This is a genomic window from Streptomyces sp. NPDC051018, assembly GCF_044456085.1.
Classification (GTDB): domain Bacteria; phylum Actinomycetota; class Actinomycetes; order Streptomycetales; family Streptomycetaceae; genus Streptomyces.
The window spans coordinates 71777-86114 of sequence record NZ_JBITFN010000024.1; the positions used below are offsets into that span (position 1 = coordinate 71777).

Annotated in this window: 11 protein-coding genes; 10 read left to right on the forward strand and 1 reads right to left on the reverse strand. The window is 71.0% G+C overall.

Annotated features, from left to right (window positions below):
- Positions 1-106 precede the first annotated feature (106 nt).
- Positions 107-2017: a LamG-like jellyroll fold domain-containing protein gene (locus ACIBCM_RS30315; RefSeq protein WP_399248764.1), complete on the forward strand. Its 1911-nt coding sequence runs from the start codon at positions 107-109 to the stop codon at positions 2015-2017.
- Between the two features lie 55 nt (positions 2018-2072).
- Here the strand turns inward: ACIBCM_RS30315 and fdhD are convergent, their stop codons facing one another.
- The gene (gene fdhD, locus ACIBCM_RS30320; RefSeq protein WP_399248766.1) at positions 2073-2912 is read right to left on the reverse strand and encodes a formate dehydrogenase accessory sulfurtransferase FdhD; all 840 of its coding nucleotides are present in this window, start codon (positions 2910-2912) and stop codon (positions 2073-2075) included.
- A 344-nt stretch (positions 2913-3256) separates the two neighbouring features.
- Here fdhD and ACIBCM_RS30325 point away from each other — a divergent pair, with 344 nt between their 5' ends.
- From ACIBCM_RS30325 to ACIBCM_RS30365, 9 genes are all read left to right on the forward strand, one after another.
- Complete coding sequence (locus tag ACIBCM_RS30325; protein WP_399248768.1) at positions 3257-4252, forward strand: hypothetical protein; 996 nt, start codon at positions 3257-3259, stop codon at positions 4250-4252.
- Between the two features lie 110 nt (positions 4253-4362).
- Entirely contained in the window at positions 4363-5310 is a 948-nt protein-coding gene (locus ACIBCM_RS30330) for a beta-ketoacyl-ACP synthase III (RefSeq protein WP_399248770.1), read from the forward strand.
- A 208-nt stretch (positions 5311-5518) separates the two neighbouring features.
- Complete coding sequence (locus ACIBCM_RS30335) at positions 5519-5995, forward strand: NUDIX domain-containing protein (RefSeq protein ID WP_399248772.1); 477 nt, start codon at positions 5519-5521, stop codon at positions 5993-5995.
- Between the two features lie 660 nt (positions 5996-6655).
- Complete coding sequence (locus ACIBCM_RS30340) at positions 6656-7837, forward strand: ROK family protein (RefSeq protein ID WP_399248775.1); 1182 nt, start codon at positions 6656-6658, stop codon at positions 7835-7837.
- 317 nt (positions 7838-8154) lie between these two features.
- Positions 8155-9678 (forward strand): sugar ABC transporter ATP-binding protein, encoded by a 1524-nt coding sequence (locus ACIBCM_RS30345; RefSeq protein ID WP_399248779.1) that lies wholly within the window; start codon positions 8155-8157, stop codon positions 9676-9678.
- On the forward strand, positions 9675-10712 hold the full coding sequence (locus ACIBCM_RS30350) for an ABC transporter permease (RefSeq protein ID WP_399248782.1): 1038 nt from the start codon (positions 9675-9677) through the stop codon (positions 10710-10712). Before ACIBCM_RS30345 ends, ACIBCM_RS30350 begins: the two co-directional genes overlap by 4 nt.
- Positions 10713-10809: 97 nt before the next feature.
- On the forward strand, positions 10810-11856 hold the full coding sequence (locus ACIBCM_RS30355) for a substrate-binding domain-containing protein (RefSeq protein ID WP_399248784.1): 1047 nt from the start codon (positions 10810-10812) through the stop codon (positions 11854-11856).
- Positions 11857-11902: 46 nt separating this feature from the next.
- Positions 11903-13105, forward strand: a complete 1203-nt coding sequence (locus ACIBCM_RS30360; protein WP_399248786.1) for a Gfo/Idh/MocA family protein — start codon at positions 11903-11905, stop codon at positions 13103-13105.
- An 8-nt stretch (positions 13106-13113) separates the two neighbouring features.
- On the forward strand, positions 13114-14118 hold the full coding sequence (locus tag ACIBCM_RS30365) for a sugar phosphate isomerase/epimerase family protein (RefSeq protein ID WP_399248788.1): 1005 nt from the start codon (positions 13114-13116) through the stop codon (positions 14116-14118).
- The last annotated feature ends 220 nt before the right edge of the window (positions 14119-14338 follow it).

The following is a 14338-nucleotide window of genomic DNA, read 5'->3' on the forward strand; positions in this document are numbered from 1 at the left end:
CATGGAGGGTTCGTCCCCCGGCCATCCTCGTGGCCCCCAACCGCACCCGCACACAGGTTGGCTGGCCGCTGATTGAACCGACAACAACAGCCCGCGGAGACCTTCCATGTGCAGCCCGCTCCACCGGCCCAGCGGCCCCCAGAACGCCGCAAGCCGCCGTACCATCCTCCGAGCCACCGGGATCACCGGGGCCGCCGCCGGGCTCGGTGCCATCGGCGCGGGCGTCGCCGCGGCCGCCCCGGCCGACTCCCGCAAGCCCGCCGCCGGCGGGCCGTCCTGGCGGCCCGACCCCGAGAACCCGCGGTTCACCGTGGTCGTCATGCCGGACACCCAGTACCTCTTCGACGGCGAGAGCATCCAGGACGAGCCGGTCAAGGCGTCCCTGCGGTACATACTCGACCGCGGCCGGGAGGAGAACATCGTCTTCCTGTCCCATCTCGGCGACCTGACCGAGCACGGGCTCAAGGAGGAATTCGGCCCGCTGAGCGACGCCTTCGAGATCCTCGACCGGCGGCGCGTCGGCTACAGCGTCGTCGCGGGGAACCACGACGTCGACTCGCGGACCGACGACAGCCGCGGACGCACCCCGTATCTGGACGCGTTCGGGCCGAAGCGGCTGCGGGGGCTGCCCACCTTCGGCGGCGCGTCCCCCGACGGGTACAACACGTACCACCGCTTCCGCGCGGCCGGCCGCGAGTGGCTGGTGCTCGCGCTCGACTGGCGCCCCTCCGCCGCCTCCTTCGCCTGGGCGAAGGAGGTCATGGCGCGGCACCCGAAGTCCCCGGTGATCCTCACCACCCACGATCTCGTGTACGCGGACGAGTACGGCGATCCGGCCCGCTTCTCCTCGCACGGCAAGCGCCTGTGGGAGGAGCTGATCGCCGGCCACGACCAGATCTTCCTCACGCTCAACGGCCATTACTGGCCCGCCGCCCGCACCACCATGAAGAACAACGCGGGACGGGACGTCCATCTGCACATCGCCAACTACCAGAACCGCTACTACGGCGGCAGCGCGATGATCCGTCTCTACCGCTTCGATCTCGCCCGCGACACCATCGACGTCGAGACCGTCTCCCCGTGGATCCTCGGCCGTGACTGGGAGGACCTCAACGAGCTGGAGCGCCGGGAGATCGAGGTGACCGGCCCCCAGGACAACTTCTCCGTCCCCATCGACTTCGAGCAGCGCTTCGCCGGTTTCGCGCCGGTGCCCGCGCGCCCCGCCCGTCCCGCGTCGAAGCTGCTGGTGCCCGGCACGGTCGCGTACTGGCGCTTCGACGGCTCGGGATCGGGCGGCGCGCGCCCCGACGGGAGCCCCGCCGACGCCGGCCTGCGCGTCAAGGACCTCTCCGGGCAGGGGAACGACCTGCTGCGGGAGACCGTGTCCGGCAGCCCGGCCGACGCGCTGCGCTGGTCCGACAGCCACCACCCCGACCAGCCGGGCCACGGCAGCCTGTACTTCGACGGCGGCAAGCCCCCGCTGCGCGGCGCGTATCTGCGAACGGCGGACAAGGCCCCGCTCAACACGAAGACCTTCCGGTCCGGCTACACCATCGAGGTCTTCGTCAGACTGCCCGAGGACTGGCAGGCGAGCCGGCACGCCTGGTCGGCGATGATCTGCCGGCGCGGCACGCTGAAGGCGGCCGGGAAGACCGAGGGCGACCTCGACGAGATGGTCGCCACCCTCTCGCTGTCGGACGGACCCGCGGTGCAGTGGGCGTACGCGCCGCTCAACCAGCCCCGGACGATCACCAGCTGGAGCCATGAGCTGGAGCGCTCCGTCTGGACGCATGTGGGCGTGGTCAACGACACCCGCCTGACCACGCTGTACGTGGAGGGCTGCCCCGTGGCCCGTAACCCCGCCACCCGTACGAACGGGCTGACCGGCATCGGACTGCCCTGGCTGGTCGGCGGCTATGAGTACGGGGGTGTACTCGACCAGCTGCTGCACGGCTGGATCGGCGACATCCGGATCGTGGAACGCGCCCTGCCCGTGCACCACTTCATGAACGCGTGACCCACCTGGGCGCGGAGGTCCCGGACCAGGGAGGTCTCGCACTCCTCCCAGGCCGTCAGACCTCCGTGCCCAGGGCGACGCGGTGCTCTCCCGCGTAGACGTTCATGTTCTCTCCCCGCAGAAAGCCGATGAGCGTCAGCCCCGTCTCGGCGGCGAGGTCGACGGCGAGCGAGGACGGCGCGGAGACCGCGGCCAGAACCGGGATTCCCGCCATCACCGCCTTCTGCGCCAGTTCGAAGGAGGCCCGCCCGGAGACCAGCAGGACCGCGCGCGAGAGCGGCAGCCCGCCGCTGCCGACCGCCCGTCCGATCAGCTTGTCCACCGCGTTGTGCCGGCCCACGTCCTCGCGGACGTCCAGCAGGTCGCCGTCCTCGGAGAAGAGGGCGGCCGCATGGAGCCCTCCGGTCCGGTCGAAGACCCGCTGGGCCTCCCGCAGCCGGTCCGGGAGCGTCGCGAGCAGGGCGGGTTCGAGGCGGACCGGGGGAGTGTCGGCGATCGGGAACCGCGCGGTCGTACGGACGGCGTCCAGGCTGGTCTTGCCGCACAGGCCGCACGAGGACGTGGTGTAGACATGCCGCTCCAGACCGAAGTCCGGCACCGGGACGCCGGGAGCGAGCCTCACATTCACCACGTTGTACGTGTTCACGCCCTCGGCGGTGGCTCCGGCGCAGTACGCGATCGTCCGCACCTCGTCCGCCGCCCCGATCACCCCCTCGCTGACGAGGAAACCCGTCGCGAGTGCGAAGTCGTCGCCCGGCGTGCGCATGGTGACGGCCAGGGGTCTGCCGTTGAGCCGGATCTCCAGCGGCTCCTCCGCCACCAGTGTGTCCGGGCGGGCCGAGACCGCGCCGTCCCTGATACGTATGGTGCGGCGGCGCTCGGTGACCCGTCCCATGGTGATCCGCTCCGATTCCGTACGTGTGCCGGCACATGCGCTGCCGACCGCCCTGACGCCGTTCATTGTCCCGTACCGGTGGTACGGGACGGGGCCGCGGTGGCGGGGAGGGCGGCCGGCCACCCGTGATATCGGGGCCGCCGTCGCGTGGCGGCGCTAGTTTCTGCGTCATGGAACCACGTGGCAGGACGAATGCGCGTCCCGGTCCGGATCCTCTTGTGGATCCCGGTCCGGACCCTCTTGTGGCGCGGGAGGCGGCGGCACGGCCCGGGGACACCGCGGACGGCGCCCGGACGGCTCCGGGCCCGGATGCGGAGGGGCCGCCCGCGGACCACGGGGTCCGGTTGCCGCCCGCAGGCGGTGCGACCGTCGAGGATCTGGTGCGGGCGATGCTGGACCTGATGCCGCCGCCGGGCTTCTGGGACCAATTTTTGACCGTCAGATATCTGCGGCCGACGGCCCGGCTGTGCGCACGGCGGGGCGCGAGTGGCCTGGCCGGTGAGCTGATCGCCGCGATCGCCCGGACCGGTCCCCGGATCGCGGCCTCCGCGGAAACGGCTCTGATCCTGGCACGCGCCGGCCGGACCGACGAAGCCCGGGCCGTCTTCGCCGTCGCACGGGAACACGCCGATCCGGACTACGCCGGTCCGGACTACGCCGACCCCCACTCCCGCGTGGTCCCCTGGGAGCCGGAGGAGGCCGCCGTCGTCGAGGCGGCGCTCGGCGGGGCGTTCGAGGCGCTGGGCGACCGGGCGCGCGCGGATCTGTGGTTCTCCCGCGCACGGGAGTCGGCCCTGCCGGAGACCGCGCCGTCGGAGAACCGGTTCGCGCTCCTGTGGGCCCTCCTCGAAAGCGGGCGGACGGACGACGAGATCCGCGCGCTGTGGCGGTCCGGGCCGTGGGACGACGCCAGGACGTGGGGAGTCCATCTGGGGCGCACACGCCGCCGTGATCTGTACGAAGAGTTCCTGACCGCGTGGGAAGCGGAGTGCGAGAAGACCGGAGGCCGGGCCCGGGAGGAGTTCGCACTCGCCGTCTCGGTCGTCCGTCTGACGGTGGACCATCTCGGGCCCGTCGCCGCCTTCCCGGCCCCGCGCACCCCGTCCCGGTCGGACATCGCGGACCTGAACGCCGAGTACGAGAGCCTGCCGAAGGTCCCGGGCGAGGAGCGGGAGTGTTCCACCGAGCTGCTCATCGAGACCGCGGCCCGCCGCGGCCACCTGGCCGCGGTGCTCCATCTGGTCCCCGAGCTACCGCAGGCCGCCCCGTTCAGCCGGTTCGCCGTGGTCTCCCGGGCGCTCCGGACCGCCATCGAGAGCCGGTGCGAACGACCCTGGTAGCGCCCCCTACAGAAAACTGGGTGCGAATCCTGTCGGGTCGCCTGTCGCCCTACCAGGTGGTAGCCGCCAAGACTGGGGCCTTCGCATGCCCGCAGAAGGGGACCCCGTCCATGATCGGTTCGCGTATCGCCGCGCTGGGGCACTACCAGCCCGCCACCGTGCTCACCAATGAGGATCTCGCGGCCCTCGTCGACACCAGCGACGAGTGGATCCGTACCCGCGTCGGTATTCGCACCAGGCACAAGGCGGCGGACGACGAACCGGTGGACGAACTGGCCGCCCACGCGGCGGCCAAGGCGCTCGCCGCGGCGGGGCTCACCGCCCGGGACATCGACCTGGTCCTGGTCGCGACCTCCACCGCCGTCGACCGCTCCCCGAACACCGCGGCGCGGGTCGCGGCCCGTCTGGCCATGGGCTCACCGGCGGTGATGGACCTGAACGTGGTCTGCGCCGGGTTCACCCACGCGCTCGCCTCCGCCGACCACGCCGTACGCGCCGGTTCCGCCCGGCGGGCCCTGGTGATCGGCGCGGACAAGATGACGGCCATCACCGACTGGACCGACCGCACCACCTGTGTCCTGACCGGCGACGGCGCGGGCGCCGCGGTCGTCGAGGCGGTCGAGGAGGGCGAGGAGCCGGGGATCGCCCCGGTGCTGTGGGGGTCGGTTCCCGAGATGGGACACGCCGTACGGATCGAGGGCACCCCCTCGCGCTTCGCCCAGGAGGGCCAGACCGTCTACCGCTGGGCCACCACCCAGCTCCCGCCCATCGCCCGTCGCGTCTGCGAACGCGGCGGCGTGGCGCCCGAGGACCTGGCGGCCGTCGTCCTCCACCAGGCGAACCTGCGGATCATCGAGCCCGTCGCCCAGCGGATCGGCGCGGTGAACGCGGTCGTCGCCCGCGATGTCGTCGACTCGGGCAACACCTCCGCGGCCTCGATCCCGATGGCGTTCGCCAAACTGGTCGAGCGTGGGGAGATCAAGAAGGGCGACCCGGTGCTGCTGTTCGGGTTCGGCGGCAATCTCTCGTACGCGGGGCAGATCGTCCGCTGCCCCTGAGCCGTACCGCCGCCGCGCTCCCGGGCGGTGAACGCCCCGCTGCTCCGGGGCCGTGACGCCCGCCGTTCCCGGGCGGAGACCCCCTCGCCGCTCCCGGGCGCTCATGCCGGCCGCTCCGGCGCGGACCCGTCCACGCCCCGAGCGGGTCCGTCCACCGCCCCGAGCGGTTCGTCCGCATACCGCCGCCGTCGCCCGGCAGACTGACGCCATGGTGGCGAAGCGAAGTGCGGGCCTGGTCCTGTTCCGTGACCGGGGCGCCGGGACCGAGGTACTCATCGGTCATATGGGAGGCCCGCTCTGGGCGCGCAGGGACGAGCGGGGCTGGTCCTTCCCGAAGGGGGAGTACGGCCCCGACGAGGAGCCCATGGCGGCGGCTTGCCGGGAGTTCGAGGAGGAACTGGGGCTCGCACCGCCGGCGGGCGAGTGGCTGCCCCTGGGGGAGAACCGGCAGCAGGGCGGGAAGCTGGTGACGCTCTGGGCGCTGGAGGGCGACCTCGACATCGCCTCGGTGGTGCCCGGCACCTTCACCATGGAGTGGCCGCCGCGCTCGGGCCGTGTCCGGGAGTTCCCGGAGATCGACCGCGTCGAGTGGGCCGGGACGGCGGTCGCGCGCGACAAGCTGGTGGAGGGGCAGGTGGTGTTCCTCGACCGCCTGGAGGACCTGCTGCGGACGAACCGTCCCTGAGCCCGGGGCCCGCGTGCCGTCCGCTCCGGCCCCGGTACCGCGCCCGCGTGCCCGTCGTTCCGGCCCTGCCCGAGCCCGGAAGCCGTGTTCTGGCCCCTGCCCGGTTCCGTACCTGTGTCCCGGCCTCCGTCCCCTGCCCACCGCGCCCGCGTGCCCGGCCGTACTCCTGCCCGACCTCCCCGGCTCAGTGCCCTCCCGTGCGTGTGTGGCGGCACCTCCGCCGAGTCGTCGACGCCCCACCGGACGCCCGTCCCCGCGCGCACATGGCCACCGCAGACGGATCCGGTCCGGCCGTCCGGGGCGGGGCCGCGCGGGCGTACCTCCGTTCCGACCGGTACCGGGCCACCGGTACGGGGCAGCCGCGCCCGTCGGTGGGCCCCGCCCGCCGATGTCGCCGCCGACGGCCCAGCAGTCACCCCAACGCCAGGCACCCGGCCCGGTCCCGGCCGGAACGATCCCATGCGGGGTCCTTGCGGGGGCCTTGATCGTCCTCGCCCGATCAAGGCTTTGTCCAGAGTGTGGAAAAAGTTATGTCGGAACTCTGCTCAAGTTCTTCCCACTTGGTGAAAGCGCTGCTACGTTCCCCTCGAAAGCCTGATCAGTCAGGACCGGATGGGTCCCCACGCCGATGGCCAGGGGAGGGGAGGGGCATTGAGACGCATGACCGCTCGACCTGCCAACGCGCACCAGGCGCGACTGCTCAGGCTGCTGCGCGACGGAGGGCCCAACTCCCGTGCCCAGCTGGGTGATCTGGTGGATCTCTCCCGGTCCAAGCTGGCCGTCGAGGTCGACAGGCTGCTGGAGACGGGCCTGGTCGTCGCCGACGGGCTCGCCGCCTCCCGGGGCGGGCGCCGCTCGCACAACATCCGGCTCGCGCCGGAGCTGCGCTTCCTCGGTGTCGACATCGGCGCCACCTCGATAGACGTCGCCGTCACCAACGCGGAGCTGGAGGTGCTCGGGCACCTCAACCACCCGATGGACGTCCGCGAGGGACCGGTCGCCGTCTTCGAGCAGGTGCTGTCGATGGCGGCCAAGCTCAAGGCCACCGGTCTGGCGGAGGGCTTTGACGGCGCCGGAATCGGTGTCCCGGGCCCGGTCCGCTTCCCCGAGGGCATCCCCGTTGCGCCGCCGATCATGCCCGGCTGGGACGGCTTCCCCGTGCGGGAGGCGCTCAGCCAGGACCTCGGCTGCCCGGTGATGGTCGACAACGACGTGAACCTGATGGCCACCGGTGAGCAGCACGCGGGGGTCGCCCGCTCCGTGGGCGACTTCCTCTGCGTCAAGATCGGTACGGGCATCGGCTGCGGCATCGTCGTCGGCGGTGAGGTCTACCGCGGTACGACGGGCAGCGCCGGTGACATCGGCCATATCCAGGTCGACCCGTACGGACGCGCCTGTGCCTGTGGCAACAGGGGCTGTCTGGAGGCGCACTTCAGCGGCGCGGCCCTCGCCCGCGACGCCGAGGAGGCGGCCCGCAGCGGCCGTTCCCCGGAACTGGCCGAACGGCTCGAAGCGGCGGGGCAGCTGACCGCCGCCGACGTCGCGGCGGCCGCGGCGGCGGGTGACACCACGTCACTCGAACTGATCCGGGAGGGCGGCAACCGTGTCGGCCAGGTCATCGCCGGACTCGTGAGCTTCTTCAACCCGGGACTCGTGGTGATCGGCGGGGGTGTGACCGGACTCGGCCACACCCTGCTGGCCGCCGTACGGACCCAGGTCTACCGCCAGTCGCTGCCGCTGGCCACCGGGAACCTGCCCATCGTGATCGGCGAACTGGGCGCGCAGGCCGGGGTGATCGGCGCGGCGCGGCTCATCAGCGACCATCTGTTCTCGCCTGCCTGAGAGGGCCGGCGACCCCGACGACTCACAGCCACACCCCGTACCGCGCCACACCCGTAACCCGCCGTCCCGCACTCCCGCTTCCGACGAACGACAGCACAGAACGACCGGGGGACACCCCGAGCCCTCCATCCACTACTGACAGTAATCACATCACTGCTCAGTGCGACAGGTAACACGTGCCACCACGAGCACGGGCACCGCGCTCACCTGAGCGCGCGCACTCTACGTCACTCGTGCCCCCCACACGTACCAGACGCCGTCCAGCACCTCGTTCCACGCGACACGCCAGGCGGCCGCACCCGCCGAGGGGATTTGTCATGGCACCAGAACCACCCTTGCTCACCATGTCCGGGATCACTAAGTCGTTCCCCGGCGTCCGCGCGCTCGACGGCGTGGACCTGGAGGTCATCGCCGGTGAAGTGCACTGTCTCCTCGGGCAGAACGGCGCGGGCAAGTCCACCCTGATCAAGGTGCTCGCCGGAGCCCATCAGCCCGACGGCGGCACCATCACCTGGCGCGACGAGGAGGTCTCGCTCAAGTCGCCCATCGCCGCGATGGAACTCGGCATCGCCACCATCTACCAGGAACTCGACCTGGTGGAGGGGCTGTCGGTCGCCGAGAACGTCTATCTGGGCCATGAGCCCACCACCGCCGGCTTCGTCATCAGGGCCGGTGAGGCCCGCGCCGCCACGGCCCGGCTCCTCCAGCGGCTCGGCCACCCCGAGATCGATCCCGCCCGGCTCGTCGGGGACCTCTCCGCGGCCCAGCAGCAGATCGTCTCCATGGCCCGCGCGCTCTCCCACGAGGTACGTCTCATCGTGATGGACGAGCCCTCCGCCGCCCTCGACCCAGACGAGGTCGACAACCTCTTCCGGATCGTCGCCGATCTGACCTCCGACGGTGTCGCCGTCGTCTACATCTCCCACCGCCTGGAGGAGATCCGCCGTATCGGCGACCGGGTCACCGTCCTCAAGGACGGCCGGGCCGTCGCGGTGGGACTGCCCGCCAAGTCCACACCGACCAACGAGGTCGTCGCTCTGATGACCGGACGGAACGTCGAGTACATCTTTCCCGAGCGCCCCGCGCCCGGGAGCGCCCGCGGCAAGGAGCCCGTGCTCAGGGCCGAAGGGCTCACCAGGAAGGGGGAGTTCGCCCCCGTCGACCTGGAGCTGTACCCGGGGGAGATCGTCGGCCTCGCCGGGCTCGTCGGCTCCGGCCGCTCCGAGATCCTGGAGACGATCTACGGCGCCCGCAAGCCCGACGGCGGCCGGGTCCTCGTCGACGGAGTGCCCCTGCGCCCCGGCAGCGTCGGCTCCGCCGTGCGCGCCGGGATCGGACTCGCCCCCGAGGAGCGCAAGGCCCAGGGCCTGCTGCTGATCGAGTCCGTCACCCGCAATGTGTCGATCTCCACCCTCTCCCGCTTCTCCCGGGCCGGCTGGATCGACCGCAGGGCGGAGCGCGCCGAGGCGCAGAAGGCGACCAGGGAACTCTCCCTGCGCCCCGACAACCCCGACGCCCGTATCCGTACCCTCTCCGGCGGCAACCAGCAGAAGGCCGTACTGGCCCGCTGGCTGCTGCGCGGCTGCAAGGTGCTGCTCCTCGACGAGCCCACCCGGGGGGTGGACGTCGGAGCGCGCGCCGAACTCTACGCAGTGATCCGCCGGCTGGCCGACGAGGGCCTTGCCGTACTTCTCGTATCCAGCGAAGTGCCCGAAGTCCTGGGCCTCGCCGACCGGGTGCTGGTGCTGCGTGAGGGCAGCGTCGTGCACACGGCCGACGCCCGTGAACTCGATGAGCACCGCGTACTCGACCTTGTGATGGAAGGAACCCCGACGGCATGACGCAGCCAGCCTCTCCGGCGCAGCAGGACGCGCCGCCCAGCCTTGTGAAGTCGCCACCGGCGGGCGGGGGTTCGCGTCGTCCGCTCGGCATGCGCCTCGACGTCCGCAATCTCTCCCTGCTCGGCGTCCTCGCCGCCCTGATCGTGGTCGGAGGATTCACCAAGCCCGACGAGTTCCTCGCCACGAGCAATCTCCAGCTGGTCCTCACCCAGGCATCCATCATCGGTGTCGTCACCGTCGGCATGACCTTCGTCATCACCAGCGGCGGCATCGATCTCTCCGTGGGCGCGATGGTGGCCCTGGCATCGGTGTGGGCGACGACCCTCGCCACCCAGGAGTACGGCTTCGCGGGCATTCTCTTCACCGCGATCATCGTCGGCCTCGGTTGCGGGCTGGTGAACGGACTGCTGATCGCGTACGGCGGTATGGTGCCCTTCATCGCCACCATCGCGATGCTCGCCTCCGCCCGCGGGCTCGCCCTCCAGATCACCGACGGCAAGACCCAGATCGTCACCGTCGAATCGGTACTGGACCTCGGAGTCAAGGACGCCTACATTCTCGGCATCCCGCCGCTGGTGCTGGTCTTCGCGGCCGTCGTCGTCATCGGCTGGCTGGTGCTCAACCGGACGACCTTCGGCCGCCGCACCTTCGCCGTCGGCGGCAACGCGGAAGCCGCCCGGCTCGCCGGTATCGACGTCAAGCGGCAGCGGCTCTATCTGTACCTGCTGTCCGGACTGTGCTGCGGTATCGCCGCCTTCATGCTCGTCGTGCTCTCCGGCTCCGGCCAGAACACCAACGGCAACCTCTACGAACTCGACGCCATCGCCGCCGCGATCATCGGCGGCACGCTCCTCAGCGGAGGCCGGGGCACCATCGTCGGCTCCGTGCTCGGCGTCCTGATCTTCACCACGATCACCAATATCTTCGCCCTCAACAACCTGGAGAGCGCCGTCCAGCAGATCGCCAAGGGCGCGATCATCGTCGCCGCGGTCCTGGTGCAGCACCGCACACTGCGGAACAGCGGCGACGCCTGACCGGCTCACCCGCTCCCGTTCCGCACGCACGAACACCCTCGTTCACCCCCGACCCTCCCTCTCCCACGCCACGCCCAGCCGAAGGGTTTCATTCGCCATGCCACAGAACTCGAAGCCGAGCCGCAGAGGACTGCTCTTCGGGACCGCCGCGGTCTCCGCCGGCGCCTTCCTCACCGCCTGCACCAGCAACGAGCCCGAGAAGAAGGAGCCGGCCGCCGAGAACGTCCCGGTCGCCGACGACGCGCCCGGCAAGGCCGTCACCATCGGCTTCGCGGGCCCCCAGGCCGACCACGGCTGGCTGAACGCCATCAACGACAACGCCAAGTCGCGGGCGAAGAAGTACTCCGACGTCACCCTGGAGATCACCGAGGGCTCCAATGACACGGCCGCCCAGATCGGCCAGGTCCAGACCCTGATCAACAAGAAGGTCGACGTCCTCGTCATCCTCCCCGCGGACGGCAAGGCGCTCACCCAGGTCGGCCTCCAGGCCATGAAGGCGGGCATCCCCGTCATCAACCTGGACCGGATCTTCGCCTCCCCGCAGGCGTACCGCTGCTACGTCGGCGGCGACAACTACGGCATGGGCCTCAACGCCGGCAACTACATCGGCCAGCAGCTCAAGGACAAGCCCAACGCCAAGGTCATCGAGCTGGCCGGGCTCGACAACCTGGAGCTGACCAAGCAGCGCACCCAGGGCTTCGACGACGCCCTGAAGAACTACCCCAACATCAAGAAGGTCGCCCGCCAGGCCGCCGACTTCACCGTCGAGTCCGGCCAGGCCAAGATGGCCCAGCTGCTCCAGGCGCAGAAGCAGTTCGACGCCCTGTGGAACCACGACGACGACCAGGGCGTGGGCGCGCTGCGGGCCATCGCCCAGGCCGGCCGCAAGGACTTCCTGATGGTCGGCGGCGCCGGGGCCAAGTCCGCCATGGACGCCATCAAGGCCGACAACAGCGTGCTGAAGGCGACCGTGCTCTACCCGCCGACGATGGCCGCCTCCGCCATCGACGTGGCCCGGGCCGTGGCCCAGGGCAAGGGCATCAGCGGTCTGGCCGAGCTGGAGATCCCCAACTCGCTGACCCTGTACTCCGCCGTCGTCACCAAGGACAACGTCGACCAGTACCTGCCCACCGGCTTCATCTGACCGGGCCGCCCGCCCCCAACGCGCAGACCGACGAGGAGGAAACCGTATGGAACACAGGGACAGTGAGGCCGCTCCGCCGACACTCGGCGTCGGCATGGTCGGATACTCGTTCATGGGAGCCGCCCATTCGCAGGGCTGGCGCAATGTGAGCCGGGTCTTCGACCTGCCGGTCAGGCCGGTCCTCGCCGCGATCGCCGGACGTGACGCGTCAGCCGTGCGTGCCGCGGCCGACAAGCACGGCTGGGCGGCGGCCGAGACCGACTGGCGCGACCTCATAGCCCGGGACGACGTGCAGCTGGTCGACATCTGCACCCCGGGTGACTCCCATGCGGAGATCGCGGTCGCCGCGCTGGAGGCGGGCAAGCATGTGCTGTGCGAGAAGCCGCTGGCGAACACCGTCGCCGAGGCCGAGGCCATGACGGCCGCGGCGACGCGTGCCCGGGCACGCGGACAGCTGGCGATGGTGGGCTTCAACTACCGGCGGGTCCCGGCCGTGTCCTACGCGCGCCGGCTGATCGCCGAGGGCCGGCTCGGCGCCCTGCGCCATCTGCGGTTCATCTATCTCCAGGACTGGCTGGTGGACCCGGAGTTCCCGCTGACCTGGCGGCTCCAGCGGGAACACGCGGGCTCGGGGGCGCTCGGGGACCTGGGCGCGCACATCGTCGACCTGGCGCAGTTCCTCGCGGGGGAGCCCCTGGTCGGGGTCTCGGCCCTGGCGGAGACCTTCGTACGGGAACGGCCGCTGCTCGCGGGCGCCTCCGCCGGGCTCTCCGGCTCCGGCGGCACCGCGCGGGGCACGGTCACCGTGGACGACGCGGCCCTGTTCAACGGGCGCCTCGGCTCGGGGGCGCTCGCCTCCTTCGAGGCCACCCGGATGGCGTCGGGCCGCAAGAACGCCCTGCGGTTCGAGATCAACGGCGAGCTGGGGTCGCTCGCCTTCGATCTGGAGCGGCTCAACGAGCTGTCCTTCCACGACCACACCGAGCCCGCCGCCTCCTCCGGTTTCCGGCGCATCCTGGTCACCGAGGCGGACCATCCGTATCTGGAGGCGTGGTGGCCGCCGGGCCACGCGCTCGGCTATGAGCACACCTTCACCCACCAGGCGCGCGATCTGGTCGAGGCGATCGCCTCGGGCCGCGACCCGGACCCGTCGTTCGCCGACGGGCTCCAGGTGCAGCGGGTGCTCGCCGCGGTGGAGGAGAGCGCCGAGAAGAACGCTGTCTACACCCCCGTACAGGCAGAGGACTAGGAGTCTCCATGCCACGTCCGTTCACGCTCTTCACCGGTCAGTGGGCCGATCTGCCCCTGGAGGAGGTGTGCCGGCTCGCCCGTGACTTCGGCTACGACGGTCTTGAGCTGGCCTGCTGGGGGGACCACTTCGAGGTCGACAAGGCGCTCGCGGACCCGGGTTACCTTCCGGGGCGGCACGCGCTGCTGGAGAAGTACGGCCTCAGGTGCTGGGCGATCTCCAACCATCTGGTGGGCCAGGCCGTCTGCGACAACCCGATCGACGAGCGGCACCGGGGCATCCTGCCCGCGCGGATCTGGGGCGACGGTGAGCCCGAGGGCGTACGCCGCCGGGCCGCGGCCGAGCTGAAGGCCACCGCGCGGGCCGCGGCTGCCTTCGGGGTGAACACCGTCGTCGGTTTCACCGGATCGTCCATCTGGCATCTGGTGGCGATGTTCCCGCCGGTTCCGGAGTCGATGATCGACCGCGGCTACGAGGACTTCGCCGAGCGGTGGAACCCGATTCTCGACGTCTTCGACGCGGAGGGCGTGCGGTTCGCCCACGAGGTGCACCCGAGCGAGATCGCGTACGACTACTGGACCACCCAGCGCGCCCTGGAGGCCGTGGACCACCGCCCGGCCTTCGGGCTGAACTTCGACCCCAGCCACTTCGTGTGGCAGGACCTGGACCCGGTCGGTTTTCTCTACGACTTCCGGGACCGGATCTACCACGTCGACTGCAAGGAGGCGCGCAAGCGTCTCGACGGGCGCAACGGCCGGCTCGGCTCGCATCTGCCGTGGGGCGACCCCCGGCGAGGCTGGGACTTCGTCTCGGCCGGACACGGTGACGTCCCCTGGGAGGACGTATTCCGGATGTTGCGGTCGATCGGCTACGACGGCCCCATCTCGGTGGAGTGGGAGGACGCCGGAATGGACCGGCTGGCCGGTGCGCCACAAGCGCTTGCCGATCTGAAGCGGTTCGATTTCGATCCTCCCACCGCCTCGTTCGACGCGGCCTTCGGAAGCGGCGACTAGCCCCCTCCGAGGCCCATAACAGCAGCTCGGACCAGATGTCATGGCCCGGCGGACCGAGGTGCCGCCGGGTCGGTCCGGCCTGCCCGGGGCCGTCTTTGTCCTGCGCTGGGAAAAAGTTGAACTTCCCTTCTGCGCAAGGGCTTTCAGATCTGGACGAACCCGTCTACCGTCCCAGTTGTGTACAGGACATAGGTGGTCCCCGGTGTGACGGCGCACTCCG